We start from the raw sequence: 25,038 nt of genomic DNA, 5'->3' as shown, positions 1-25,038 counted from the left end.
CTGAGCCTCAGCGACGGGAGGCTGAGCCTCAGCGACGGGAGGCTGAGCCTCAGCGACGGGAGGCTGAGCCTCAGCGCCGGGAGGGTGAGCCGCAAGCCCAATTGGTGGAGCCGCAGCGCCGCCCAGTGGCCCGCCGCCCCCGCGGTGAGGATGTGAACAGCGCATATATGGGTGGGGGCATGGTGCAGCAGGCGCCCTTCAGCCCGCCACCCGCCGCAAGGCCGGCGGTGGAGCTGGCCCCCATGCCCAATTCCAACCTTGAAGCGCCGCGCCAGCAGCGCACCGAAGCGGCGCGCCTGACCGCGGGCGTGATCGCGCCGCGAATGCCCGGCCGTGGCTCGGCGCAGGATGGCGTCTCGCCCGGCTCCTTGCAGGACAGGCTGTTCCGCCCCGCTGCGGGGGCGCATTTGCGCATCCCGATGAGCTGGTAGGCCTGCCTCTTCTCTCGCCTCACTCTGCCCGCAGCGCCAGGCGCAGTTCTTCCGCCCCCCATGGGTCCTGTTCGGCGGCCAGCCGGCGGCCGGCCAGCATGGCAAAGCGCATGAGCAAGACGCGGCGGCGCGCCGGGGCCAGCGCGTGGGTGGGCGCCTCGCGGCACAACCTGGCCTCACGGCCATCCACCACCAGCAGGCCCACCGGCTCGGGCAATAAGGCCTGGGGGAAATCCAGGTCCACCGCGAAGTAGAGCCTGTCGCACCAGGCGCGATAGCTGGGCCATTTCTGGTCGGTCAGGAAATCGCGCGGGCCGGATTTCGCCTCGATGATCACCACATCGCCGCGCGCCGTGATGGCCATGATATCGGCCCGGCGGCCATCGGGCAGCGGCATTTCCGCCAAAGGCGACCAGGCCTGGGCGAGGCAATGGCGCATCGCGGCGCGGGTGATGCTCAAGCCACCAGCCGGTCCATCGCCGCCGCCAGCGCCACATCGCGCGCCGAGAGGCCGCCCGCATCATGCGTGGTCAGCACCACATCGACGCGATTATAGACATTGCTCCATTCGGGGTGATGGTCAGCCTTTTCGGCCAGCAGGGCGGCGCGGGCCATGAAGCCCCAGGCCTCGGAAAAATCGCGGAAGCGGAAGCGGCGCTGGATCGCGTCTCGCCCCTCCACCAGGTGCCAATGCGGCAGCGCCTGCGCCAGGGCGGCACGGGAGGCGGCGTCGAGCAGTTCTATCATCATGCGCGTCCTTGACTTCGGCCCCGGCTTGGGGGTGTTTCAGCCATGCGCCATACCACGCCCCCCAGCACTGATGACATCATCCAGATGGCCGAGCATGCGCTCGATGCCATTCCAGCGGAGCTTCGCGCCATGGTGCGCGGGGTGGCCATCATGGTCGAGGATGTGGCCGATGATGAGACGCTGGCGGCGATGGGGCTGGATAATCCCTGGGACCTCACCGGCCTGTATAGCGGCACGCCGCTGACGCAGAAATCAGTGCTGGATGTGGCGCTGCAGCCCGACACGATTTTTCTCTATCGCGAAGCCATTCTGTTGGAATGGATTGAAACCGGCGAGGAGTTGTTCCGCCTGGTGCGCAATGTGCTGATCCATGAGATCGGCCATCATTTCGGCCTGAGTGACGCCGATATCGAGCGGTTGGAGCGGGACGAGTGAGGCGTAACCCTGTTTCGCATGCTGACTGAACGCTCACTCATTTTGCGTTGACGCCCACCGCAAGGCGCCGCACACTCAGCCCAACGAGGAAGCGAGATGACACAGGCACGCACCATCGCGGCCCAGGTAAAGGGTGCCGATTTGGTCGCGGATCGCCGCGCCCATATCGCCAGCGCGGCCGCGCGGGTGTTTCGCGCCAAGGGTTTCCACAACGCCACCATCCGCGATGTCGCCATCGCCGCCGGGCTGTCGCAGGGCAGCCTCTATAATTATGTCCGCAGCAAGGACGATATTCTCTACCTGGTGCATCAGGACCTCACCGCCGGCTATGCCGCCTATGTCGAGCAGGCGATTGCCGGCATTGTGGAACCGCGTGCGAGGCTGCGCGCGGCACTCGCCGCTTTCACCCATGCCATGGCCGAGCGCCACGCCGATATCACCCTGATCTATCAGGAGACCCACGCGCTCGGCGATGAATCCCGCCGCGCCGTGCTGGCCCAGACCCATCATGTCATCCAGCGCTTCGAGCAATTGATTGCCGATGCGCGCGCCGCCGGCATGGCGCTGCCCGGGGCGGGGCGGCTGGCGGCGGATATCGTCACCTTTCTGCCAGTGATGCTGGCATTGCGCCGCTGGCGGCTGCGCGATGCCCTGCCGCGTGATGCGGCCGAGGCCGAGTTGGTCGGCTTCCTGCTGCGCGGATTGGGAATTGAGGACGACGATGTCTGACACTGATTTTTCCGGCCAGCGGCTTTTGGTCGTCGGCGGCAGCCGTGGCGTGGGGCGGGCGATTGCCCTGGCCGGTGCGGCGCGCGGCGCTGACGTCGCCATTCTCTATCGCAGCGCGGTGGAGGAGGCCGAGGCGGTTCTCACCGCCATTCGTGCTCAGGGCCGCGCCGCCCATGCCGTGCAGGCGGATCTCGCCGATGCCCAGGCCACCCAGGCGGCTATTGATATGGCGGCGGAAAAGCTGGGCGGCATCTCCCTGCTGGCCCATGCCGCCGGCGCCATGGGGCAATGGGCCAGCGTGGCGGACATGGCGCCAGCGGATTGGCAGCGCTACATCGCGGTTGATCTCAATGGCTGCTTTCATGCCCTGCACGCGGCCATTCCGCATTTGCGCCGGCAGGGGGGGGCCATTCTCGCCATTTCCTCCATCGCCTCGCAAATGTGCCAGGCGCGCAATGCCCAGGGTGCCGCCGCCAAGGCGGGGGTGGAGGCGCTGATCCGCGTCACCGCCAAGGAGGAGGCGCGGCATAAGATCCGCGCCAATGCGCTGGCCATCGGCCTGACGCAAACAGATATGGCGCAAACCGCCTTCGACGCCTGGGGCCCCGAGACCTCGGCGCGCATCATCAAGGGCATTCCCCTCGCACGCATCGCCACCGCAGAAGAGGTGGCAGGCGTGGCCTGCTTCATGATGGGACCGGCCTGCGGCTACCTCACCGGCAAGGTGCTGCAACTCGATGGAGGCCAGATTATCGCCGGCTGAACTGCGTGACCGGAACACCGGCGCGCCCAACCAGGAGGAAAGACAAGAATGAACATCACCCGTCGCCCTGCCCTCGCCGCCCTGCTGGCGGCCCCTGCCCTCTCCGGCGTCTCCCGCGCCCAGGGCCAGCCGCTGAAACTCGGCGTGCCCACCGCCATGACCGGCACCTGGGCCGCGCTCGGCGCGCAGGTGGTCCGCAGCTGCCGGCTTTGGGCCAAGACGGTGAATGCCGAGGGCGGGCTGCTCGGCCGCCCGGTGGAATTCCTCTTTGAGGACACCCAAGGCGTGCCGGCCAATTGCCTGCGCAAGGCGCAGGAAATGGTGGAGCGTGACCGGGTGAATATCCTGCTCGGCCTGATGGCGAGCAGTGAGGCGCTGGCGGTGATGCCCAAGCTGGCGGATTGGAATGCGCTGTTCATCTCCTCGGTCAATGGCGCGGGGTCGATCACCGCCGAGGCCTGGGTGCCCAATGCCTTCCGTGCCAATACCTCGGGCCCGATGGGCGCGCGGGCGCTGGCGCTGTGGCTGCGCAATTCGCCGCAGACGAATTTCTTCTCGCTCTCGCTCGATTATGCCTGGGGCCGTTCTTCGGTGGAGACTTTTGAGGGGCTGCTGACGGGCATCGGCAAGCGCTCCATCGGCTCGGTCTTCGCCCCCGTTGGCACGCGCGATTATTCGAGCTTCATCACCCGCATCCGGCAGGCCAATCCGCAAGCGCTCTACATTGCGCTGACCGGTGATGACGGCACCGCCTTCCTGCGCCAGGCGGCGCAATACCGGCTGTTCGAGCGCATGCCGGTGGTGACCGAGACGGTGGATATGCTCTTCACCCGCCCCGCCGGCGATGCCGCGATCGGCCTGGTTGGCGGCAGCCGCTACAGCTTTGCCTATGACCACCCGGCCAATAACGCCTTCGTCGCCCGCTTCCGCGCCGAATACAATGAATTGCCCGACACTTATGATGGTGAGCAATGGCAGGCGCTGGAGGTGCTGCGCGCGGCGGTGCTCAAGGCCGGGGCGACGGATACCCCCAGCGTGGTGGCGGCGTTGCGCGACCTGCAGCTGAACTCCATCAAGGGCCCGCTGAAGATCCGTGGCTGCGATGGCCAGGCCGAGCAGCAGGGCTTTGTGGTGCGTGTCGCCCGGCGCGAAGGCTTTCCGGTCCCCGCGCCGGAAGTCATTGCCACGTTCACGGCGGCCGAGGTCACGCCCGCCTGCCGCGCTTCGAATTTTTCCTGATCCTTGGACCCGCTCGCCCTCTTCACGCTGCAGGTGCTGAACGCGCTGTCGCTCTCAGCCCTGCTGTTCTTCATCGCCCTCGGCCTGACGCTGATCTTCGGCATCATGCGGGTGGTGAATTTCGCCCATGGCGCCGTGTTCATGCTCGGCGCCTATTGCGGTGTGGCGGCACAGACGGCGACGGGGAGTTTTGCGGCCTCACTGCTGGCGGCGCCGCTGGCGGGGGCGGCGCTGGGGCTGGCATTTGAGCGCTCGGCCCTGTCGCGGCTTTATGCGCGGGAGCATTCGGCGTTTTTGCTGGTGACATTTGGCCTCGCGCTGGCGCTGACCGAGGCGATCCGGCTGATTTGGGGCGCCGATGCGCGGCAGACGGAATTGCCGGCGGTGCTGGCGGGGATTGTCTTTGTGATGGATGAGCCCTTTCCGGTCTATCGCCTGCTGCTGATCGGGGCTGGGGGCTTGTGCTGGCTGCTGTGCTGGCTGGGGCTGCAACGCACAAGGCTGGGGCTGCTGCTGCGGGCGGCCTCGCAAAACCCCACCATGACGGCGGCGCTGGGCAATGATGTGGGGCGGGTGCGGGCGATGGTGTTTGCGCTGGCCTGCGCGCTGGCCGCGCTGGGCGGTGCGCTGGCAGCCCCCTTGCTCAGCGCTTCGTTGGGGCTGGGCTCAAATGTCATTATTGATGCCTTTGTCATCGTCATGACCGGCGGCATGGGCAGTTTCATCGGCACCGTGGCCGGCAGCCTGCTGGTCGGGTTTGCCCAGACTTTTGGCAATTTCTACGTGCCCGAACTCGCGCTGGGCATGACCTATGCGCTGATGATAACGGTGCTGGTGCTGCGGCCGGGCGGGCTGTTTGGGCGGCCGGAATGAAGCCGGCCGACCCAAAACTGGTATTGCTGGCCATCGCCATGGCGGGGGCTTTGGGATTTGTGCTGCCCGGCCATGCCACCACGCTGCTGACCGAGGCGCTGATTCTGGCGCTATTTGCCCTCAGCCTTGATCTGCTGGTGGGGCATGCGCGGCTGACCTCCTTTGGCCATGCCGGGCCATGGGCCTTCGGGGCCTATATCGCTGCGGCGCAATTGCTGGTGTTGCACATTCCGCTGCCGCTGGCGGTGCTGGTTTCGGGGCTGGCGACGGCGGTGATTGCCATTCCGGTGGGCTGGCTCTGCGTGCGCACCGGGGGCGTCACCTTCGCCATGCTGTCGTTGGCCTTCGCGCAGTTGGGCTTTGCCGTGGTGTTCAAATGGAACGCGGTGACCGGGGGGTCGGATGGGCTGGCCGGGCTGCCGCGGCTGGGGCTGCCGGCGGGGCGTGAGGTTTTTCTTCTGTTCGTCTGCGGTGTTCTGGCGGCCGCCTATTTACTTGCCCATGGCTTTGTCACCTCGCCGCTGGGGCGCGTTGTGGCCGCGGTGCGGGAGAATGAGCAGCGCGCCGAGGCGCTGGGGCATGACCCGCGGCGCATTCGCCTCGTGGTGTTTGTGCTGTCCTATTTCCTGGCCGGGGTGGCGGGCGCGCTTTATGCCGGCTTCGCGCAATTTGTCTCGCCCGAGCTGTTTTTCTGGACCGTCTCCGGCCATGTGCTGGTGATGGTGGTGCTGGGCGGTGCTGGCACCCTGGTCGGGCCCATGCTGGGGGCGCTGGCGTTGTTTTATGCTGAGCATGAACTCTCGGCCCTCACCGAAAGCTGGGGCCTGGCGCTGGGGCTGCTGTTCATGGTGGTGGTGATTGCCGCACCCACCGGGCTGATGGGCTGGCTGCGTGCGGCGGTGGGGGCACGCGGCCGATGAGCCTGCTATCCTGCCGCGGCCTGACCCGGGCCTGGGGCGCGTTTCGCGCCGTGGATGGGGTGGATCTGGAGCTTGCCGAGCGGGAAATCTGCGCCGTCATCGGCCCCAATGGCGCGGGCAAGAGCACGCTTTTCGCCATGATCGCGGGCAATTTGCGCAAGACCTCTGGCACGGTTCATCTGGCTGGTGAGGATGTCAGCGCCCTGCCGGCGCATGCCATGGCGGCGCGCGGCGTGGCCCGCAGTTTTCAGATCACCGCCATCTGCCCGGAGCTGACGGCGCTGGAGAATGTTCGCCTGGGCGTGCAGGCGCGAGAGGGCTTGCGCTGGCAACCCTTGGGTGGCCGGGCGGCGATGCGGCGCGGCGAGGAGGCGGCGATGGGCTGGCTCGAGCGCCTGGGCCTGGCCGGCCAGGCCCGCCTGCCCGCCGGCGAATTGGCGCATGGTGACCAGCGCCTGCTGGAAGTGGCCGTGGCCCTGGCGCAGCGCCCACGCCTGCTGATTCTGGATGAGCCCACCCAAGGCATGTCGCAGGGCGAAACCCGGCGCACGGTGGCGCTGCTGCGCGGCATCATGGCCGAGGCTGAGACCGCGATATTGCTGGTTGAACATGATCTGGAGGTGGTGTTCGAACTCGCCCCGCGCCTCATCGTGCTGCATCGCGGCCGCAAGATCGCCGATGGGCCGACCGCGCAGGTGCGGGCCGATGCAGCGGTGCAGGAAGCCTATCTGGGGGGGCTGGATTGATGCTGTCCCTCAGCGAGATCACCGGCGGCTACGCCAAGGCCCAGGTGCTGGAGGGCGTGTCGCTGGATGCCGGTGCCGGGGCGGTGACGGCGCTGATCGGCCGCAATGGCGTGGGCAAGACCACGCTGATGCGCGGCGTGATGGGGCTGCTGCCGCGCATGCAGGGCCGTATCAGCCTCGATGGCGCGGCGCTGGGGGGCCTGCCCACCCATGCCCGCGCCCGCGCGGGGCTGGGCTATGTGCCTGAAGGGCGGCAGATTTTTCCCGAATTGACGGTGATGGAAAATCTCGCGGTGGGCCAGCGGCAACCCTCGCGGCTTTGGCCTGAGGCGCGGCTTTTCGCCCTATTGCCCAATCTGCGCGACCGCCGGACCAATGCCGGCCGGGCGCTCTCGGGCGGCGAGCAGCAAATGCTGGCCATTGCCCGTGCTTTGGTGACCGACCCCAGGGTGTTGTTGCTTGATGAACCCAGCCAGGGTCTCGCACCCATGGTGGTGCAGGAATTGGCCCGGGTGCTGCGGCAATTGGCCGATGAGGGGGTGGCGGTGCTGCTGGTCGAGCAGAATCTGCGGCTGACCGAGGCGGTGGCCGACCGCATCCTGATCATGGCCCGCGGCCGGATCGTGCATGACGACACCGCCCCGGCGTTTCGTGCCGCCGAGGATGAATTGCGCCACCGCTGGCTGAGCATGTGAGGGGATAAGAAATGCGTTTCAGCCCAAGGCAGGACCCAGCGCGGGCCGCCCGTTGGCGCGCCATTGGCCAATGGAGGGGGGAGACGATGTTCGACCTTCTCGCCGCCCAGGCCGCGCAGACGCCGGGTAAGCAGGCCATCACCGACGGCCAGAGCAGCATCACCTATGCCGGCCTGCGCGACGCGACGGAGCGCATGGCGGCGCGCTTCCGCGCCCTGGGGATCGGGGCGGAGGATGTGGTGGCGATCCAATTGCCGAATTGGCTGGAATTTGCCCCGGTCTTCTTCGCGCTGGAGCGGATTGGAGCTGTTGCCGTCACCGTTTCCACTGATTTTCGTGCGCGCGAGTTGGAGTATATTCTGCGCTTTAGCGAGGCGCGCGGCTTTGTCACCTGCGGCACCTATCGCGGCTTTGACCATCTGGCCATGGCCGGGGAATTGCGCGGCAAGCTGCCGGGCCTCGCCCTGCTGGCCAGCCTTCGCACCGAAGCGCGGGAGGGGGTGGTTGCGCTGGATGACACCCTGGCCGCCGCCGGGCCGCCGGAAGCCTTCACCCCCTTCCGCCAGGCGCCGGATGCGGTGATGCGCATGGCCTTCACCTCCGGCACCACGGGCAACCCCAAGGGGGTGATGCACAGCCACGAGACCACCCTGCCGGCGGCGCGCATTCTCAATCATGATCTGGGCCTGGGGCCTGATGACCGGATGATGATCTGGCTGCCGCTGGGGCTGAATTGGGGCTATCTGACCCTGGTGCAGGCGGTGATGGCCGGTGCCACGGCGGTACTGCTGGAGCGGTTTTCGGCCGCGCCCGCCCTGGCCCTGCTGGCCAGTGAGGGCTGCACCTATGTGCCCACGGCGCCGGCCTCGCTCACCGCGCTGCTGGCACTGCCGGGGATGGGCCACGCCGATCTTTCGGCGTTGCGGCTGGTGGTCTCGGGCGGGGCTTCGGCGCCGGTGGAGACCATCCGGGCCTGGCGCGCGGCGGCACCTGGACATTTCCTTGAGCTCTACGGCATGCTGGAGGATGGGTTTCAAACCTATACCCGCCAGGATGACGACCCGGAGGAGGTCGCAGGTTCGGTGGGCCGCATCGCCACCGCCATGGGGCTGCGGCTGCTCGATGCCCAGGGCCAGGATGTGCCGCTGGGCCAGGAGGGCGAGATTTGCGCCGAGGGCCCCTCGCTGCATCTGGGCTACCACGCCAACCCCACCGCCAATGCCGAGGCCTTCACCGAGGATGGCTGGTTCCGCACCGGCGATCTGGGCTTCATCGACCCGCGAGGCAATCTGCGCATCAGCGGCCGGGTGAAGGAGATGATCAATCGCGGCGGCAAGAAATTCTTCCCCCGCGAGATCGAGGAGGTGCTCTATACCCACCCCGCCATCCTCTATTGCGCCATTGTCGGCCTGCCCGATGCGCGGCTGGGGGAGCGGGCCTGCCTATGCCTGGTGCCGCGCGCCGGCCATCCGGTGCCGGACCTCGCTGCCATCATCGCCTTCATGGGCGATGGCTGGGCCACCTATAAATTGCCCGAGCGGCTCGTGGTGATGGATGAACTGCCCTTCACCCCCACCGGCAAAATTCAGCGCCACAAGCTCGCCCAGGCCATCCTGGCGCGCGACCAGCAGGAGAACCAACAATGAATTACGATAGCCTGCCGCATGTGCTGGCCGACCGGCCGCATCCGCGCGTCCTGCGCCTCACCCTCAACCGGCCCGAGGCGCTGAACGCGCTGACACCCGACATGCACCGGGCGCTGACCGAGGTGTGGCGCGAGATCGATGCCGATGACAGCGTGAGCTGCGTCATCATCACCGGCGCCGGGCGGGGTTTTTCCGCGGGCGGCGACCTCGATCTGGTCAACCGGATGATGGAGGATTTCGAGACCCGCATCCGCGTCTGGAAGGAGGCGCGGGAGATGGTTTACAACATGATCGGCTGCTCCAAGCCCATCATCTCCGCCATTAATGGCCCGGCGGTGGGGGCGGGGCTGGTGCTGGCGCTGATGGCCGATATCACCATTGCCGGCCATTCCGCCAAGCTGATCGATGGCCACACCAAGCTGGGTGTGGCGGCGGGCGACCATGCGCCGATCATCTGGCCGCTGCTCTGCGGCATGGCGAAGGCGAAATACTACCTGATGACCTGCGAGCCGCTCGATGGGGTGGAGGCCGAGCGCATTGGCCTCGTCTCCATGGCCGTGCCCGATGAGCTGTTGCAGGAGCGCGCGCTGCAAACCGCGGTGCGCCTGGCCGAGGGGCCGCAAAGCGCGCTGCGCTGGACCAAGCATTCGATGAATCTGTGGCTGCAGCAGGCCCGGCCGATCTTTGAGGCGGCGGTGGCGATGGAATTCCTGGGCTTCTCCGGCCCCGAATTGCCCGAGGGCGTGGCCGCGCTGCGCGAGAAGCGCAAGCCTGATTTCGTGCCGACCAGCCCGGTGTGAGGGGCATGGCAGCCGTGCCGCCTGGGGGCGTGTGACCCAGGCGGCGCTGCCATGCGGCGGGATGGCCGGGGCTTTTCCCGGCTAAGTCGCCGCCTTCACCGTCACCCGGCTGCCGGTGCGGGTATGGGGGAAATAATCCCAAATCGCCAAATGCTGCACCGCCCGATTATCCCAAAACGCCACCGAATTCTTCCGCCAGCGAAACCGCGTCTGGAACATCGGGTCGGCAAAGCGGGAATAGAGGAAGTTCAGGATCGCCTCGCTCTCCTCCTCCGGCAATTCATTGATGGCATAGGTGAAGAAGCTGTTGACGTAGATGGATTTGCGGCCCGAAACCGGGTGGCGCAGCACCACCGGGTGGTTGGCCGAGGGGTAGCGCCGGCCGCTATCATCAATGCCCTCTTTGGCATTGCGCCAGCGATAGTAGCGATCGCCCGAGTGAAACGCCGTCAGCCCCTCCAGATAGGCCTGCATCCGCGGCGAGAGGCTGTCATACACCGCGCCGGCCGAGGCGAAGAGCGTATCGCCGCCGCTCTCGGGCAGCACATGCATGTGCAGGATGGAGCCCAAAGGCGGATTGGCGGTGCAGGAGACATCGGAATGCCAGCCCTCGCCCGCCACCACCTTGGAATTGGCATCGCCATGAATTGGCAGGATTTCCGGATGGCCGGGCGGGCCTGGGGTATTGGGGTGGATATCCAACTCGCCGAAATACCGGCCGAAGCGCTTTTGGCTGTCATGGTCGAACTTCTGCTCGTGGAAGAACAGCACGCCGAATTCCGCTAAGGCGCGCTGCAACGCACTCACCTGGCGCTCGCTCAATGGGCGGGTGATGTCGATATCGGCCACCTCAGCGCCGACATGCGGCGAGACGCGGCTGAGATTCAGGATGTCGTCATAGGCCATGGTGTTTCTCCCTGGCGGCCATATTGCGGCGGGGGCCGGCTGGCTGGCAATCGGGCCCGCCCTTGCGCATACTAACCCCCAGGCGAGGAGAGGAAAGGCGGCGGATGAGCGCGGCAAAGGACTACGCAAAGGCCCATCTGCGCGGCATATGGTGCGCGGCGCTGATGCCGTTTGAGCCCGGCAGCCTGGCGCTGGATGAGGCCGGCTTCGCCGCCAATCTGCGCCATTGGTTCACCGATCTGGGCATTGATGGGGTTTTTGTCTCCGGCAAGCAGGGCGAGTTCTTCTCGATGTCGCTGGCCGAGCGCAAACGCAGCTTCGAGATCGCCGCCGAGATCGCCCGCGCCACCGCCAAGCGCACGGTGATGAGCGCCTCCGACCAGAATATCGACACCGTGATCGAACTGGCCCGCCATGCCGAGGCGGTGGGTGGCGATTTCATCGTGGTGCATGCCCCTGTGCTGCATTTCGTGCATGACCGGGACGCGCTGCTGCTGGAATATTACCGCCACATCGCCGCCCAGGTGAAAATCGGCATCTGCATGTGGTCGCACCCCGATAGTGGCTATCTGATGAGCCCGGCGCTCTGCGCCCGCATCGCCGAAATCCCCAATATCGTCGGCATCAAATACTCCGTGCCGCGCGAGATGTATGTGGAACTGACGCACCTCACCCGCGGCAAGCTGATCGTCAGCACGGCGGCCGAGGAGGAGTGGCTGGACAATATCCTGGAGTTGGATTGGCAGGTCTATCTCTGCTCCTCGCCGCCCTATCTGTTGCAAAGTGCGCTGGACCGGCGGATGCGCGCCTATACGGATGCCGCCTTTGCCGGCCGCGCGGCTGAGGCGCGGGCGATCAGCGCCAGTCTGGCGCCGGTGCGCCAGGCGCTGAAATCCACCCGCCCCGCCAGCAAGCCGCAAAGCCATCAGAAATACTGGCAGGAGCTGCTGGGCCAGGTGGGCGGCGCGGCGCGGCGGCCGATGCTGGAACTGACCGAGGCGGAGAAAGCCGCCACCCGCGCCGCCTTTGCCGCCTGCGGCCTGCGCCTGCCCGGGGCGCAAGCAGCATGAGGCTGCCCTTCAACTTCAACCGCTGGATCGATGAGCACCAGCATCTGCTCAAGCCGCCCGTGGGCAATAAATCGCTGTTCGAGACCTCCGATGGGATGGTGGTGATGATTGTCGGTGGGCCCAATCAGCGGGTCGATTTCCACGATGATCCGGTGGAGGAATTCTTCTACCAGCTGCGCGGCGATATGGTGCTGAAGCTGCATGATCGCGGCAAGATTGAGGATGTGGTGATCCGTGCCGGCGATGTCTTTCTGCTGCCGCCGCATATGCGCCATTCCCCGCAGCGCCCGCAGGAGGGCAGTGTGGGGCTGGTGGTTGAGGGCACGCGGCGCGATGGGGATGTGGATGGCTTCGAGTGGTTCTGCTTCGCATGCGGCGGGCTGGTGCATCGGGTGGCGCTGGAGGTGAAGGATATTGTGAAAGACCTGCCGCCGCTGTTCGGCGCCTTCTATGAGAGTGAGGCGGCGCGGCGCTGCCCGCATTGCTCCAGCCTCCATCCCGGCAAGCAGCCGCCGGCTGGCTGGGTTTGCCTGCCGGGATGACTTGATTTTCACAAAATTCTTGCAGGCCGAAAAGGCTTCCCGCATGAAGGACAGCATGATGATCCAGCGACGCGCAATCATAACCGGGCTTTCCATGGCGACGATGGGGCTGGCCCAGGCCGCGCCGCCCAAGCTGCCGGCAGCCGATAATGGCGCCGAGAAGGGCGCCTGCCCGCGCTGCGGCCGGGTGCATGATGGCAGCGAACCACTGAAACAATCCGGCAAGCCATAAGGGCTGCAGGGCACATCACCGCGCGTGCTGGCACGCGATGCATCTTTGGGAGCTTGCATGCATATTCAACGTCGTTTTCTCATGGCCGGACTTGGCCTGGCACCGCTCGCGGCACCCAGCTTCGCCCAGGGCGCGCGGCTCAAGATCGGCATGATCACCACCCTGTCGGGCCCGGGCGGCTATATCGGCCAGGATATCCGCGATGGTTTTCAGATCGCCATCGACCAGGAACAGGGCCGGCTGGGTGGCCAGGCGGTGCAGGTGTTGGTGGAGGATGATGGCTTCCGCCCGCCCCAGGGCAAGGCCGTGGCCGAGCGGTTTTTGCGCAATGAGCGGATCAAGCTCTTCACCGGGGTGATCTTCAGCAACATCCTCGGCGCCGTGGCGCCCGATGTGCTGGATGGTGATGCCATTTATGTCTCGCCCAATGCCGGCCCCTCCAATTTCGCCGGGCGGGAATGCCACCGGAACTACTTTGTGGTGTCCTGGCAGAATGACAGCCTGCATGAGAGCGCGGGCGAGCTGGCGAACCGCCTGGGTTATCGGCGGATGTTCATCCTGGCACCGAATTATCAGGCCGGGCGCGACGCGCTGGCCGGCTTCCGCCGCCTCTATAAGGGCGAGGTGGTGCAGGAGATCTTCACCCGGCTCGACCAGACCGATTACGCCGCCGAACTGGCGCAAATCCGCGCCGCCCGGCCCGATGCGGTGTTCCAGTTCCACCCCGGTGGCCTGGGCATCGCCTTCCTGCGGCAATATGCCCAGGCGGGGCTGCTGGCCAGCATTCCGCAGGTGATGCCCGCCCCCTCGATGGATGCGGGCACGCTGGCCGCGGTGGGCGATGCGGCGGAGGGGGTAAACCTCTCAAGCCATTGGAACAGCGATTTTGCCAACCCTGCGAGCCTGGCCTTCGTTGCCGCCTTCCGCGCCAAGCACAACCGCATGCCCACCTATTACGCCCAGCAAAGCTATGACACGGCGCGCGCCATTGGTGCGGCGCTGCGGCAGACCCGCGGCTCTATTGAGGCCAACCCCTTCCGCACCGCCATGCTGCGGGCGGATTTTGCCAGCACCCGCGGCAATTTCCGCTTCAACACCAACCAGCACCCGATCCAGGACTGGTTCTCGCTGAAGGTGGAACGGGTGAATGGCCAATTGGCCATCGTCACCAAGGACAAGATCCTGGAGAACCACGCCGACGTCTTCGCCGCGCAATGCCGTATTTGAGCGCGTGAGTGCCCTCGTCGTCGAGCAGCTGCTCAATGGGCTGCAATTCGGCATCATGCTGTTTCTGCTCGCGGCGGGGCTGACGCTGGTTTTTGGCATTATGGGGGTGATCAACCTCGCCCATGGCTCGCTCTTCATGGTGGGGGCCTATGCGGCCGCGCTGGTGGCGCAGGCCTCGGGGCATTGGTGGCTGGGGTTGCTCGCTGGCCTTTCGGCCGCCGCGGCCACCGGCATGGTGGTGGAGGTGGCGGTGCTGCGCCGGCTTTATGCCCGCGACCATCTGGACCAGGTGCTGGCCACTTTCGGGCTGATCCTGTTCTTCAACCAGGGCATCACCATGCTCTTCGGCCGCCAGCCACTGCTGGTGCAATTGCCGCCGGGCTTTGCCGGCTCCATCGAGATCATGCCCGGCCTGCCCTATCCCAGCTTTCGGCTGCTGATCATCGCGGTGGGGCTGCTGGTGGCGCTGGGGCTATATTGGCTGATCCAGCACACGCGGATTGGCATGCTGGTGCGCGCGGGCGCCACCCATCGGGAGATGGTGCGCGCCTTGGGCGTGGATATCCGGGCGCTCTATACCGTGGTCTTCGGGCTGGGGGCGCTGCTGGCGGGGCTGGCAGGGGTGATGGCCGGGCCGGTCAGCAATGTGCAGGTGGGCATGGGCGAGCAGATTCTCATCCTCACCTTCGTGGTGGTGGTGATAGGCGGCATTGGCTCGGTGCGGGGCGCGCTGTTCGGCGCACTGCTGGTGGGCGTCACGCAGACGCTGTTGAGCGGCTTCGTGCCCGGCTGGCTGCGCCAGGTGATGGCGGGCAGCGAGGCCGATGCGCTGGGTGCCGCGCTCTCCTCCATGGGTGTCTATGTGCTGATGGCCGTGGTGCTGCTGGTCAAACCCCGGGGGCTGTTTCCGGCCCATGCGTAATGCCTTGCTGCTTGCGGTGTTGCTGGCCGCCGCCATCGCCCTGCCCTGGGCAGCCGAGGCCTTGGGCCAGCCCGCCACCATTGGCCTGGCCACCCGCATCCTCTGCCTGGGGATTGCCGCCGCCTCGCTCAACCTCATCCTGGGCCATGGCGGCATGGTGAGCTTTGGCCATGCGCTTTATTACGGGCTGGGCGCCTATACGGTGGGGATTTTGTGGGAGCATTTTCGCCTGGGCGAGCCGATTTTCGGCGTCATTCCTGGCAGCAATGAATTGCTGGTCACCCTGCCCATTGCCATGTTGGTGGCTGGTGTGGCGGCGGCGGTGATCGGCGCGCTGTCGCTGCGCACGAGCGGCGTGCAATTCATCATGATCACCCTGGCTTTTGCCCAGATGGGGTTTTTTCTCTTTGTCGGCCTCAAGGCCTATGGCGGTGATGACGGGCTGCTGGTGCGGCGGCGCAATCTCGTCCCTGGCCTTGATCTGCGGCAGCCGGACCAACTCTATTGGCTCTGCCTGGGCTTTCTGGTGGCCTGGCTTTTTCTGCAATGGCGCATTGTGGGCAGCCGGTTTGGCCGGGTGCTGGAGGGCATTCGGCAGAATGAGCGCCGGATGGCCGCCATCGGCATTGCCACCTATCGCTACAAGCTGGCCGGTTTCGTCATTGCCGGCATGGGCTGCGGCCTGGCCGGTGCGCTGACCGCCAATGAGCTACGCTTCGTCTCGCCCGACCTGATGGCCTGGCAAAAATCCGGTGAGATCATGGTGATGGTCATTCTGGGTGGCGTGGGCACGCTGCTGGGGCCGGTGGTGGGGGCGGCGGCGCTGGTGGGCATGGAATATGTGCTGGGCGGCATCACCGAGAATTGGCAGTTTTTCCTCGGGCCGATTTTGCTGGCCGTGGTGCTTTGGGCACCCGGCGGCATTATGGGGCTGCTGGGCCGGGGGGCGCGGCGTGGTTGAGCCGGTGCTGCGGGTGCAAGGCTTGCGCAAGCGCTTTGGCGGGCTGGCCGCCACTGATGATGTCTCGCTGGAGGTGCGCCCGGGCGAACTCCATGCCCTGATCGGCCCCAATGGTGCGGGCAAAACCACGCTGATTGGCCAATTAACCGGCGAGATCACCCCCGATGCGGGCCAAGTGGTGTTCTGCGGCGAGGATATCACCCGGCTTTCGGTGGCGGCGCGGGTGAAACGCGGCCTCGCGCGCAGCTTCCAGATCGTGCAATTGCTCGATGATGACACGGCGGAGGCCAATGTAGCACTCGCGGTGCAGGCCCGGGCTGGGCATTCCTTTCGCTTCTGGCGCGCGGCGGGGCGCGATGCGGCGCTGCTTGAACCCGCCCGCGCGCTGCTGGAACAGGTGGGGCTGGCGCGGCACGACACCCGCGTGGCCGATCTCAGCCATGGCGAGCGCAAATTGCTGGAACTGGCCATGGCGCTGGCCGCGCGGCCCATATTGCTGCTGCTGGATGAGCCGATGGCCGGGCTTGGCGCCGCCGAGAGCCTGGCCATGACCGAGACGCTGCGGGCGCTGAAGGGGAGCGTCGCCATCCTGCTGATCGAGCATGACATGGAGGCGGTCTTCGCGCTGGCGGATCGGATCACCGTGCTGGTCTATGGCCGCGCCATCGCCACCGGCACGGCCGAGGAGATTCGCGCCAACCCCGCCGTGCAGGATGCCTATCTGGCGGAAGAATCATCGCCATGATGCTGGAAGTGGAAGGCTTGCAAGCAGGCTATGGCGCCTCGGCCGTGTTGTTTGATGTGTCGCTGCGGGTGGGCGAGGGCGAGGTTGCCACGCTGCTCGGCCGCAATGGGATGGGCAAGACCACGACGGTGCGGGCCATCATGGGGCTGAATGCGCCGCGGGGCGGGCGCGTGGCGCTGCGTGGCGCGGCGATGGCCGGGCTGGCGCCGGAAAAAATCGCCCAGGCCGGTATTGGGCTGGTGCCGGAGGGGCGGATGGTCTTCCCCATGCTGAGCGTGCGGGAGAATTTGGTGGCCACCGCCGCCGACCGTTTTGCCCGCGGCAATCCTTGGAATCTGGCGCGGATTTTTGCCCTGTTCCCGCGGCTGCAGGAGCGCCAGGGCCAATCCGCCAAAACCCTCTCGGGCGGCGAGCAGCAAATGCTGGCCATTGGCCGCGCGCTGATGACCAACCCGCATCTGCTCATTCTGGACGAGGCGACGGAGGGCCTCGCCCCGGTGATCCGCGCGGAAATCTGGCAAACCCTGGCGGCGCTGAAGCGGGAGGGGCTGTCGATTCTGGTGATCGACAAGAACCTGGCCGCGCTGAAGCGGCTGGCGGACCGGCATCATGTGCTGGAGAAGGGCCGCACCGTCTGGGCCGGTTCCACGGCGGAGTTGGAGCGCGATGGCGAGGCGATCAGGGGCTGGATCGGGATTTAGCTTTTGGCGGAGGAAAAGAGCGAAAGGGCTTTGCTCCCTCCCGCTCTCCCACCAGGGTCGAAATATAAGGCGACGATTTCCCTAAATTTCTGATATTTTTATATTATCCTGCCCCAACAATCCAATTGAAATAATTATATCCCAAACTCAATAAACTAACGAAGGTGGAGGAAACTCGTCGACATACATGTCGACCCTCCTGGGGTGCTCGAGGGGCAAAGCCCCTCGATCGTGTTTCCCCCCCGCGCTCCGCTTGCAGCAACCTATTCATCCCCAGGCCGAAACGCATCCTTGATCCGCCGCACACTGCCATCGGCGGCCACCAGCAGAACATCAAAACGCATCCCCGCCGCGCCATGGCCGGGGTTTTCCGCCAGCCAGTATTCCGCCGCCATCACCAGCCGGGCGCGCTGCCTCGGTTGCAGGGCGAAAGCGGCCTCACGCAGCGAGGGCCGGGCCTTGACCTCGACAAAGGCCAGCACCCCCTCGCATTCCGCCACCAGATCAAGTTCACCACCGGGTGTGCGCAGCCGTCGGCCGAGCACCACCCAGCCATCGGCCACCAGGGCCGCCTCGGCCAGCGCCTCGGCAGCGCGGCCGGCGGCCTCGGCGCGAAAACCCCGTTCAGGCCGCGGCGAGGACAGTGCGGATGGCGCCAAGCGCCTCGTCGATCATCGGCGCGGTGACATCGAGATGGGTGCAGGCCCGCACCCGGCCGCCCAGGCCCGAGATCATGATGCCCTGGGCGCGCATCTGGTCCTGGAAGGCATCGAGCGAGATGCCGGTGGCGGCGATGTCGAAGAACACCAGGTTGGTCTCCGGCTCCTCCACGATCAGGCCGGGGATTTGCCGCAGGCCGCGGGCCAGCGCCTTGGCATTGGCATGGTCATCCGCCAGGCGCTCCACATGATGGTCCAGCGAGTGGATCGCCGCCGCCGCGCACATGCCAGCCTGGCGCATGGAGCCACCCAGGCGCTGCTTCCACCGCCAGGCCTGGCCGATGAATTCATTGGAGCCACAGAGCACAGCGCCCAGCGGCGCCCCCAGGCCCTTGGTGAAATCCAGCCAAACACTGTCGAAACCCGCCACCATCTCGGCCGGTGCCACGCCGGCGGCGACGCAGGCATTCATCAGCCGCGCGCCATCCATATGGGTGTTCCAGCCCTGCTCGCGCGCCACATCGGTCACTTCGGTCAATTGCTGCAGCGACCAGACGGTGCCGCCGCCGATATTGGCGGTCTGCTCCACCTCGAGCAATTGCTGCGGCGGCGCGTAGCGGGTTTTGGCGCGAATGGCCGCGCGCACCGCATCGGCGCTGAATTGGCCACGGGCACCTTGCAGCGGCAGAATTTGCACGCCGGTCAGCGCCGCATGGGTGCCGCCCTCGCTGTGCAGGATATGGCTGGTTTCATGCGCCAGCACCTCATCGCCCTTCTTGCAATGGGTGAGGATGGCAATGACGTTGCACATGGTGCCAGAGGGCAGGAACATCGCCGCCTCCTTGCCCATGAGCGCGGCCATCTTGTCGCATAGCGCATGAACGGTGGGGTCATCGCCATGCTGCTCGTCACCGACCTCTGCCTCCATCATCGCCGCCTTCATGGCGGGCGTGGGCTTGGTCTGAGTGTCCGAATAGAGGTTGATACGGACGGGCGGGGCGCCCGCGGGGGGGCGATTGGGAGCATGTACCATGGCCTCAGGCTAGCGCGATGGGCGCGGCCATGGCATCCCCCGCCGGCAACATTATGGGGGATTCTTCATGGCTGGACATGGCGCGCCGCATGGCGCGGAAAACAAGGGCGTGGCGCTGCTGATCGCGGTGCTGGCGCTGTTCCTGGCCATTGCCGAGACCGGGGCGAAATCTGCGCAGACCGAGGCGCTGAACGCCAATGTCGAGGCCGCCAATCTTTGGTCCTTCTTCCAGGCCCGCACCATTCGCCAGACCACGGTGCGCACCGCTGCCGAGGCGGCCTTGCTGGCGCCCAGCGAGGGCACGGCAGCGCAAGTGCAGCGCTGGCGCGACACCGCGGCGCGCTGGGAGAGCGAGCCCGATACCGGCGAGGGCAGGCGCGAATTGATGGCCCGCGCCCGCGCCGCCGAGGCACGCCGCAACCTGAACATGGAGCGCTACCACATGTTCGAATATGCCTCGGCCAGCTTCCAGGTCGGCATTGTCGTCGCCTCAGCCAGCATCATCACCGGCGTGGCCCTGCTGCTCTGGGCAGGGCTGGGGCTGGGGGCGCTGGGGATGGCACTGGCGGGCCTGGGGTTTTTCGCCCCCGGCCTCATCCATTTCTGATTATTCGGGGCGCAGCCCCGCTATCGCGATGGCGCGGCGGGCCTTGGTGAATTCGCCCTCCAGCAGGGCGCGGAAACCCGGCGTGGTCAACTCAGCCGGCATGGGCGCGGTGGCGCCGAAGGAGAGCAGGCGGGCCGCCACATCCGGGTCCGCCGCCGCCTCGGCGAGGGCGACCTGCAGCGTTGCCAGCACCGGCTCGGGCGTGCCGGCGGGGGCGAAGAGGCCAACAAAGGATGAGGCGAGGTAGCCCTCGATCCCCTGTTCGATGAAGGTTGGCACCTGGGGCACCTGTGGCGAACGCGCCGCCGCCGAGACGCCCAGGATGCGCCCGCGCCCCTCGCGATAAATCTCCAGCACGGTGGGCAATTCGATCAGCAGCCCATCGACATTGCCGGCGAGGAAATCCGACAGGGTGGAGCCGCCGCCGCGGAAGGGCACATGCAGGATATTGGCCCCTGTTGCCGCCTTGAAGAGTTCCAGCGGCAGATGATTGGCGCCACCCACGCCGGAGGTGCCAATGCTCACCCCCTCGGGGCGGCTGCGGGAATAGGCCACCAATTCGGCCAGATTGCGGACGGGGATTTGCGGCCGGACGATGATCATCATCGGCACCTGGCCCAGCAGCGCCACCGGCACCAGGTCGGTCATGGTGTTGTAGCGCGGATTGGCCATGAGCAGCGGGCCATTGACGATGGAGCCGGGGCTGCCGATCAGCAGCGTATAGCCATCGGGCCGGGCGCGGATCACCGCCTCGGTGCCGATGGCGCCCGTGGCGCCGGAGCGGTTTTCCACCACCACCGGCTGGCCGAGGCGGGCTGCAATGCGCGCACCAAACAGCCGCGCCGTGACGTCACTATTGCCGCCGGCGGCGAAGGGCACGATGAAACGGATCGGCCGATCCGGGAAGGCGGCCTGCGCCCGCGCGGGGCCGGGCAAAAGGGCCAGCAGGGGCAAGGCGCGGCGCGGCGTCATCGGTGTGTCCTCAATAGCGCGGGCTCTTTTGCGGCCCGCTTAACTCCAATAGGGCGGGAAGGCGGAATTCTTCTGCTCGGCCTCCAGCAGGCGCAGCAGCGCATGCCATTCCAGCACCCCATAGGGGCGGCGGGTGCCGGGCTGGTAGAGATGCGCGGTCTTCTCCAGGATATCCGCCCCGGGCATGGTCAATTCGGTGCGCGCGGCCATGGCATCAACCTGGGCGCGGCAGGCGCCCTCCAACTGATACATGGTGTTGAAGGCCTGTTGCAGCGTGGCCCCGGCGGTGAGCAGCCCGTGATTGCGCATGATCATCGCATCATGCGGGCCGAGATCGGCCACGATGCTCTCCCGCTCGGCCAGATCAACCGCCGGGCCATAGTAATCGTGATAGCCGAGATGGCCGACAAAGCGCATCGTCGTCTGCGTCAGCGGCAGCAGCCCGCATTGCATGGCAGACACCGCCATGCCGGCGCGGGTGTGGGTGTGGATCACCGCCGCCACATCCGGCCGCGCGGTGTGGATGGCACCATGGATAACATAGCCGGATTTATTGATGCCGTAATCGGTATCCGGCTTCCAGATGATATTGCCCTCGACATCGATCTTCGCCAGCGATGTCGCGGTGATCTCGCGATAGAGCAGCCCGTAGAGGTTGATCAGCAGATGATCGGTGCCGGGGATGCGCAGCGTGATGTGGTTGTAGATCATGTCGGTCATGCCGTGCAGATCCATCAGCCGGTAGCAGGCTGCGAGGTCGCAGCGCGCCTGCCATTCCTGTGGGCTCACCTGGCCCTCAATCGAGGGCCAGGCGGTGGAGTAGCTGGGCGCGCGGGCGTCCATCTCAGCGGCCCGTGAAGACGGGTTTGCGCTTTTCCATGAAGGCGCGGCGGCCTTCGGCATAATCGGCGCTGTCGAAGCAGGCGGCGGAGGCGGCGTCGATGGCTGCCATATCCGGGTCGCGCGCCTGCACCGCGCGCACGGTGCGCTTATTGGCCAGCAGCGAGAGCGGCGCGTTGATGGCGAGTTGCGCGGTGAGCTTGCCCACGGCGGCGTCCAGTTCCTCGGCCGGCACCAGCTTGTTGATCAGCCCCATGCGCAGCGCCTCGGGGGCGGAAAAGCGGTCGCCCGACATCAGGATCATATGCGCGTTGGAGGGGCCGACGAGGCTGACCAGGGCGCTGACCATATCAAAGCCATAGGCGATGCCCAGCCGGGCAGCGGGAATACCCAACTCGCTGCCCTCGCCGACAATGCGCATGTCGCAGGACATGGCAATGCCCATGCCGCCGCCGAGGCAAAAGCCCTGGATCTTGGCGATGACCGGCTTGGGGAAATTGGTGAGTTTCTCCCGGCCATGCCCGGTGAGGCGGCCATATTCCTTCTGCGCCTCGGCATCAGAACGGCTCTTCTCGAATTGGCTGATATCGGCGCCGCTGACAAAAGCCTTGCCGCCCGCACCTTCCAGCACCACGCAGCGCACCGCGGGGTCGGCCTCAAAGGCATCGAGGGCCGCCGCCATGCCATCCCACATCGGGATGCTCATCGCATTGCGCTTTTCGGGCTGGTTGAAGGTGATGGTGCCCACGCCGTCCTTGATGGTGGCCAGGATTTTTCCGTCTGCGAATTCCATAATCAGTTCCCTAAGGCGCCACTGGCGCGGAGTGAGGCGATGTCGGCCGGCGACATGCCGGCTTCGGTGAGAATTTCATCGGCATGCTCGCCCAGTGCCGGCACGGGGCGATGCACGCCGGGCTTCAGCCCCTCGATATTGAGCGGCGTGCGCACGACCTGCGCGGTGCCCAGGCGGGCATGCGGCACCGGCCAGGACATGCCCAGATGGCGGACCTGCGGGTCCTCGAAGACCTCCTGGATATTATTGATCGGGCCGCAGGGGATGCCGGCCTGTTCCAGCCGGTCAATCCACCATTCCGAGGGGTGCTTTTTCGTCTCTTCGGAAATCGCCGCATTGAGCGCGGCACGGTCCTGGGTGCGGCCGTTGGGGGTGGCCCATTCGGGCTTTGCCAGCCAATCCTCACGCCCCGCCGCGCGGGCAAACACCTCCCACAGCTTGGGGCTGGAGGCGGCGATGTTGATCGGCTTATCGGCGCTGGGGAAGACGCCCATGGGGGTATTCACCGGGTGGTCATTGCCGGCCTGGCCGGCCACCTCGCCATCCATCAGCCAGCGTGTGGCCTGGAAATCGAGCATGAAGACCTGGGCCTCAAGCAGCGAGGTGTGCACCCAGCGGCCGCGGCCGGTTTTTGTCCGCTCGAACAGCGCCATCATCACGCCCAAGGCCAACAGATTGCCGGCCGTGAGGTCATCAATGGGGATGCCAACCCGCATCGGCCCGCGCCCTGGCTCGCCAGTGATGGACATGAGGCCACCCAGCCCCTGGGCGATCTGGTCCACGCCGCCGCGATTGCCATAGGGCCCGGTCTGGCCAAAGCCGGAAATCGAGGCATAGACCAGCCGCGGGTTGATCTCAGTCAGGGTCTGCGGGTCGATCTTCAGCCGGTGCTTCACCTGCACCCGCATATTCTCCACCAGCACATCGGCCGAGGCCACCAGGCGCAGGAAGGCGGCATGGCCCGCGGGGCTTTTCAGGTCGAGCGCGATGCCGCGCTTGTTGCGGTGCAGGTTGGTGGAATCAAAGCCATCCCGCGCGCCACCAAAACCATCGGCATTGCCCGGGGGTTCCACCCGGATGATATCGGCGCCCCAATCGGCCAGATGCCGCACGCAGGTGGGACCGGCGCGGGCGAGTGTGAGGTCGAGCACCTTAAGGCCCGAGAGCGGCAGCGTTTCCATAAGCCCCAGTCAAGCGCGCGGCGGGCGTTTTGCCAAGGCGATGGCGGCCAGCATGGGCTGGAGTTCACCAATAACATGGCGGCTCAGCGGCTAAGCCCGCCTGCCAGCGCCCGGATATCCGCCGCCGCCTGGCTGGTGGGGTGGCGCAGCAGGATGGGCTGCTGGTGGCGGATGGCATCCGCCACCTTGCCATCGCGCCGCACCGCGCCGGCAAAACCCACCGGCGCGCCCAGGAAATTGCGCGCCGCACCATCGAGCACCTGCCACACCCGCAGCCCCGCCGCGCCGCCGGCCATATTGGCGACGATCCGGGCATCGGCATCGGGGCGGTCCTGCCGCAGCAATTTCAGCACGGCATAGGCATCGGTGAGGCTGGTGGGCTCCTCGGTGGCGACGATCAGGGCGAGGTCCGCCAGGGCCAGAAGGCGGCGCTGCGCCGCCTGCACGCCAGCGCCGATATCGAGCAGGATGATGGAAAAGCTGCCACGCGCCGCCACCAGCAATTGCGCCATGGAATCAGCCCCCAAGCCCGCCAGCGCGCCACTGCCCGAACGCCCGGGAAGGACGGCAAAGCCACCTCGATGGCGGTGCAGCGCCGCCTGCAAACCCAACCTGCCGGCCAGCACCATGCCCAGATCAGGCCCGGCCGGAAGGCCGAGTTGCACATCCACATTGGCCAGGCCCAGATCGGCATCGATCAGCAGCACCCTCTCCCCCGCCTCGGCCAGGGCCTGGGCCAGGCCGATGGCCAGCACCGTCTTGCCCACGCCGCCCTTGCCGGAGGCCACGCCCAGCACCCGCCCGCTCATTCCGGCCGCCCCCGCAGCCGGGCCGCCAGAAAGGCAGGGGTGATGGGGGTGAGCCCAAGGCCAGGGTCGGCGCTGGTGCCGGCCTCGGTCATGGCAAGGCCGGCGCGGGCGGCGGCCAGGGTGCCGGCCATGCGCCGCGCCACATCGAGCCGCGTGGGCAGCAGCAGGGTGGCGCCCAGGGCGAGGAAGGCCCGCGCCTCCTCGCGCGCCTCCTGGGCGCAGAGGCCGGCGGCCTGCACCAGCACGATATTGCCAAGACCATGGATCAAACTTGCGAGCGCCTTTGCAGCCGAGGGGTCGAAGGGATTGCAGCCGGCAGTGTCCACCAGCACCGCCTGGCCGGGTGCGGCGCGGGCGATCGCCTTGGTGAGCGCATTGCGGGTGGTGGCAACGGCAAAGACCACGCCCAGCACCCGGGCAAAGGCAGCCAATTGCTCCACCGCGCCGGCCCGCGCCGCATCGGTGGTGATGATCAGCGGCGGGCGGTGGGCCAGCACCTCGCGGGTGGCCAGCTTCACGCAGCTCAGGGTCTTGCCCGCGCCGGGCGTGCCGACCAGGAAGAGCGGTTGATCGAGCGGCAGGCTGGCCAGGGCAGGGCCAGTGCTGGGCTCGGGCTCGATCATCCACGGCTCGTCATCCCCGGCCTCGGAGGGCGGGCTGGCGCCGGTGATCTCCACCCCCTCGCGCAATTCGCGGGTTTGCAGCAGCACCGCATGCTCGCCCAGCGCGGCGCGCAGCTGCGCCATGGCGGCGGGCATATTCGCGGCACGGAATGTGTTGAGTTTCACTCAGATCGAACCCAGGGTGCGGA

31 protein-coding genes are annotated in these 25,038 nt (G+C 66.7%); 20 read left to right on the top strand and 11 right to left on the bottom strand.

Annotated features, from left to right (window positions below; all coding sequences use genetic code 11):
• The first annotated feature begins 152 nt into the window (after positions 1 to 152).
• On the top strand, positions 153 to 431 hold the full coding sequence (locus ABWP84_RS08690) for a hypothetical protein (RefSeq protein ID WP_353211626.1): 279 nt from the start codon (positions 153 to 155) through the stop codon (positions 429 to 431).
• A gap of 19 nt (positions 432 to 450) precedes the next feature.
• Here ABWP84_RS08690 and ABWP84_RS08685 read toward each other — a convergent pair whose 3' ends face one another.
• Together ABWP84_RS08685 and ABWP84_RS08680 are read right to left on the bottom strand one after the other, a co-directional pair.
• Positions 451 to 891 (bottom strand): MmcB family DNA repair protein, encoded by a 441-nt coding sequence (locus ABWP84_RS08685; protein WP_353211625.1) that lies wholly within the window; start codon positions 889 to 891, stop codon positions 451 to 453.
• Complete coding sequence (locus tag ABWP84_RS08680) at positions 888 to 1,178, bottom strand: 4a-hydroxytetrahydrobiopterin dehydratase (protein WP_353211639.1); 291 nt, start codon at positions 1,176 to 1,178, stop codon at positions 888 to 890. Before ABWP84_RS08680 ends, ABWP84_RS08685 begins: the two co-directional genes overlap by 4 nt.
• A 45-nt stretch (positions 1,179 to 1,223) precedes the next feature.
• Here ABWP84_RS08680 and ABWP84_RS08675 point away from each other — a divergent pair, with 45 nt between their 5' ends.
• The 10 genes from ABWP84_RS08675 to ABWP84_RS08630 all read left to right on the top strand — a co-directional run bounded on the left by ABWP84_RS08675 (position 1,224) and on the right by ABWP84_RS08630 (position 10,027).
• Entirely contained in the window at positions 1,224 to 1,616 is a 393-nt protein-coding gene (locus tag ABWP84_RS08675; RefSeq protein ID WP_353211624.1) for a metallopeptidase family protein, read from the top strand.
• Positions 1,617 to 1,712: 96 nt separating this feature from the next.
• Positions 1,713 to 2,345 (top strand): TetR/AcrR family transcriptional regulator, encoded by a 633-nt coding sequence (locus ABWP84_RS08670; RefSeq protein WP_353211623.1) that lies wholly within the window; start codon positions 1,713 to 1,715, stop codon positions 2,343 to 2,345.
• Positions 2,338 to 3,108: an SDR family oxidoreductase gene (locus ABWP84_RS08665; RefSeq protein ID WP_353211622.1), complete on the top strand. Its 771-nt coding sequence runs from the start codon at positions 2,338 to 2,340 to the stop codon at positions 3,106 to 3,108. The genes ABWP84_RS08670 and ABWP84_RS08665 overlap by 8 nt, the downstream gene beginning before the upstream one ends.
• Positions 3,109 to 3,156: 48 nt before the next feature.
• A complete protein-coding gene (locus ABWP84_RS08660; RefSeq protein WP_353211621.1) occupies positions 3,157 to 4,347 on the top strand; it encodes an ABC transporter substrate-binding protein in 1,191 nt (396 codons plus the stop codon).
• A 3-nt stretch (positions 4,348 to 4,350) separates the two neighbouring features.
• On the top strand, positions 4,351 to 5,220 hold the full coding sequence (locus ABWP84_RS08655; RefSeq protein WP_353211620.1) for a branched-chain amino acid ABC transporter permease: 870 nt from the start codon (positions 4,351 to 4,353) through the stop codon (positions 5,218 to 5,220).
• Entirely contained in the window at positions 5,217 to 6,140 is a 924-nt protein-coding gene (locus ABWP84_RS08650) for a branched-chain amino acid ABC transporter permease (RefSeq protein ID WP_353211619.1), read from the top strand. The genes ABWP84_RS08655 and ABWP84_RS08650 overlap by 4 nt, the downstream gene beginning before the upstream one ends.
• Positions 6,137 to 6,886: an ABC transporter ATP-binding protein gene (locus ABWP84_RS08645; protein WP_353211618.1), complete on the top strand. Its 750-nt coding sequence runs from the start codon at positions 6,137 to 6,139 to the stop codon at positions 6,884 to 6,886. Before ABWP84_RS08650 ends, ABWP84_RS08645 begins: the two co-directional genes overlap by 4 nt.
• Entirely contained in the window at positions 6,886 to 7,581 is a 696-nt protein-coding gene (locus ABWP84_RS08640; protein ID WP_353211617.1) for an ABC transporter ATP-binding protein, read from the top strand. Before ABWP84_RS08645 ends, ABWP84_RS08640 begins: the two co-directional genes overlap by 1 nt.
• 86 nt (positions 7,582 to 7,667) lie before the next feature.
• Entirely contained in the window at positions 7,668 to 9,227 is a 1,560-nt protein-coding gene (locus tag ABWP84_RS08635) for a class I adenylate-forming enzyme family protein (protein ID WP_353211616.1), read from the top strand.
• Positions 9,224 to 10,027 (top strand): enoyl-CoA hydratase/isomerase family protein, encoded by an 804-nt coding sequence (locus ABWP84_RS08630; RefSeq protein ID WP_353211615.1) that lies wholly within the window; start codon positions 9,224 to 9,226, stop codon positions 10,025 to 10,027. The genes ABWP84_RS08635 and ABWP84_RS08630 overlap by 4 nt, the downstream gene beginning before the upstream one ends.
• An 81-nt stretch (positions 10,028 to 10,108) precedes the next feature.
• On the opposite strand, the gene ABWP84_RS08625 is transcribed toward ABWP84_RS08630, so the two are convergent.
• The gene (locus tag ABWP84_RS08625; RefSeq protein ID WP_353211614.1) at positions 10,109 to 10,933 is read right to left on the bottom strand and encodes a TauD/TfdA family dioxygenase; all 825 of its coding nucleotides are present in this window, start codon (positions 10,931 to 10,933) and stop codon (positions 10,109 to 10,111) included.
• 104 nt (positions 10,934 to 11,037) lie between these two features.
• Between ABWP84_RS08625 and ABWP84_RS08620 the strand changes: the two genes are divergently transcribed.
• From ABWP84_RS08620 to ABWP84_RS08585, 8 genes are read left to right on the top strand one after another with little or no spacing between them, the layout of a single operon-like run.
• On the top strand, positions 11,038 to 12,003 hold the full coding sequence (locus tag ABWP84_RS08620; protein ID WP_353211613.1) for a dihydrodipicolinate synthase family protein: 966 nt from the start codon (positions 11,038 to 11,040) through the stop codon (positions 12,001 to 12,003).
• Entirely contained in the window at positions 12,000 to 12,545 is a 546-nt protein-coding gene (locus ABWP84_RS08615; RefSeq protein WP_353211612.1) for a 3-hydroxyanthranilate 3,4-dioxygenase, read from the top strand. Before ABWP84_RS08620 ends, ABWP84_RS08615 begins: the two co-directional genes overlap by 4 nt.
• A 43-nt stretch (positions 12,546 to 12,588) precedes the next feature.
• Positions 12,589 to 12,777 (top strand): hypothetical protein, encoded by a 189-nt coding sequence (locus tag ABWP84_RS08610; protein ID WP_353211611.1) that lies wholly within the window; start codon positions 12,589 to 12,591, stop codon positions 12,775 to 12,777.
• Between the two features lie 57 nt (positions 12,778 to 12,834).
• A complete protein-coding gene (locus ABWP84_RS08605) occupies positions 12,835 to 14,004 on the top strand; it encodes an ABC transporter substrate-binding protein (protein ID WP_353211610.1) in 1,170 nt (389 codons plus the stop codon).
• A 4-nt stretch (positions 14,005 to 14,008) separates the two neighbouring features.
• Positions 14,009 to 14,926: a branched-chain amino acid ABC transporter permease gene (locus tag ABWP84_RS08600; RefSeq protein ID WP_353211609.1), complete on the top strand. Its 918-nt coding sequence runs from the start codon at positions 14,009 to 14,011 to the stop codon at positions 14,924 to 14,926.
• Entirely contained in the window at positions 14,919 to 15,887 is a 969-nt protein-coding gene (locus ABWP84_RS08595) for a branched-chain amino acid ABC transporter permease (protein ID WP_353211608.1), read from the top strand. Before ABWP84_RS08600 ends, ABWP84_RS08595 begins: the two co-directional genes overlap by 8 nt.
• Entirely contained in the window at positions 15,880 to 16,632 is a 753-nt protein-coding gene (locus tag ABWP84_RS08590; RefSeq protein WP_353211607.1) for an ABC transporter ATP-binding protein, read from the top strand. The genes ABWP84_RS08595 and ABWP84_RS08590 overlap by 8 nt, the downstream gene beginning before the upstream one ends.
• On the top strand, positions 16,632 to 17,333 hold the full coding sequence (locus tag ABWP84_RS08585) for an ABC transporter ATP-binding protein (protein ID WP_353211638.1): 702 nt from the start codon (positions 16,632 to 16,634) through the stop codon (positions 17,331 to 17,333). The genes ABWP84_RS08590 and ABWP84_RS08585 overlap by 1 nt, the downstream gene beginning before the upstream one ends.
• Before the next feature lie 263 nt (positions 17,334 to 17,596).
• Here the strand turns inward: ABWP84_RS08585 and ABWP84_RS08580 are convergent, their stop codons facing one another.
• Both ABWP84_RS08580 and ABWP84_RS08575 read right to left on the bottom strand, forming a co-directional pair.
• Positions 17,597 to 17,992, bottom strand: a complete 396-nt coding sequence (locus tag ABWP84_RS08580; RefSeq protein ID WP_353211606.1) for a YraN family protein — start codon at positions 17,990 to 17,992, stop codon at positions 17,597 to 17,599.
• Complete coding sequence (locus ABWP84_RS08575) at positions 17,958 to 19,025, bottom strand: threonine aldolase family protein (protein WP_353211605.1); 1,068 nt, start codon at positions 19,023 to 19,025, stop codon at positions 17,958 to 17,960. Before ABWP84_RS08575 ends, ABWP84_RS08580 begins: the two co-directional genes overlap by 35 nt.
• A 67-nt stretch (positions 19,026 to 19,092) precedes the next feature.
• On the opposite strand from ABWP84_RS08575, the gene ABWP84_RS08570 reads away from it, so the two are divergent.
• The gene (locus ABWP84_RS08570; RefSeq protein WP_353211604.1) at positions 19,093 to 19,632 is read left to right on the top strand and encodes a DUF4337 family protein; all 540 of its coding nucleotides are present in this window, start codon (positions 19,093 to 19,095) and stop codon (positions 19,630 to 19,632) included.
• Here the strand turns inward: ABWP84_RS08570 and ABWP84_RS08565 are convergent, their stop codons facing one another.
• The 6 genes from ABWP84_RS08565 to ABWP84_RS08540 all read right to left on the bottom strand — a co-directional run bounded on the left by ABWP84_RS08565 (position 19,633) and on the right by ABWP84_RS08540 (position 25,015).
• Complete coding sequence (locus tag ABWP84_RS08565; RefSeq protein WP_353211603.1) at positions 19,633 to 20,604, bottom strand: tripartite tricarboxylate transporter substrate binding protein; 972 nt, start codon at positions 20,602 to 20,604, stop codon at positions 19,633 to 19,635.
• 39 nt (positions 20,605 to 20,643) lie between these two features.
• A complete protein-coding gene (locus tag ABWP84_RS08560) occupies positions 20,644 to 21,447 on the bottom strand; it encodes a class II aldolase/adducin family protein (protein ID WP_353211602.1) in 804 nt (267 codons plus the stop codon).
• A 1-nt stretch (position 21,448) separates the two neighbouring features.
• Positions 21,449 to 22,237, bottom strand: a complete 789-nt coding sequence (locus ABWP84_RS08555) for an enoyl-CoA hydratase (RefSeq protein WP_353211601.1) — start codon at positions 22,235 to 22,237, stop codon at positions 21,449 to 21,451.
• Between the two features lie 2 nt (positions 22,238 to 22,239).
• Positions 22,240 to 23,418, bottom strand: coding sequence for a CoA transferase (locus ABWP84_RS08550; RefSeq protein ID WP_353211600.1), 1,179 nt, complete (start codon positions 23,416 to 23,418; stop codon positions 22,240 to 22,242).
• 83 nt (positions 23,419 to 23,501) lie between these two features.
• On the bottom strand, positions 23,502 to 24,227 hold the full coding sequence (locus ABWP84_RS08545) for a cellulose synthase operon protein YhjQ/BcsQ (RefSeq protein ID WP_353211599.1): 726 nt from the start codon (positions 24,225 to 24,227) through the stop codon (positions 23,502 to 23,504).
• Positions 24,224 to 25,015, bottom strand: a complete 792-nt coding sequence (locus ABWP84_RS08540) for a hypothetical protein (protein ID WP_353211598.1) — start codon at positions 25,013 to 25,015, stop codon at positions 24,224 to 24,226. Before ABWP84_RS08540 ends, ABWP84_RS08545 begins: the two co-directional genes overlap by 4 nt.
• Positions 25,016 to 25,038: the final 23 nt, after the last annotated feature.

This window comes from Rhodovarius sp., assembly GCF_040399605.1.
Classification (GTDB): Bacteria; Pseudomonadota; Alphaproteobacteria; order Acetobacterales; family Acetobacteraceae; genus Rhodovarius; species Rhodovarius crocodyli_A.
Note: the sequence above shows the minus strand (reverse complement) of the source record. Positions and strands in the feature narration are given on the sequence as shown.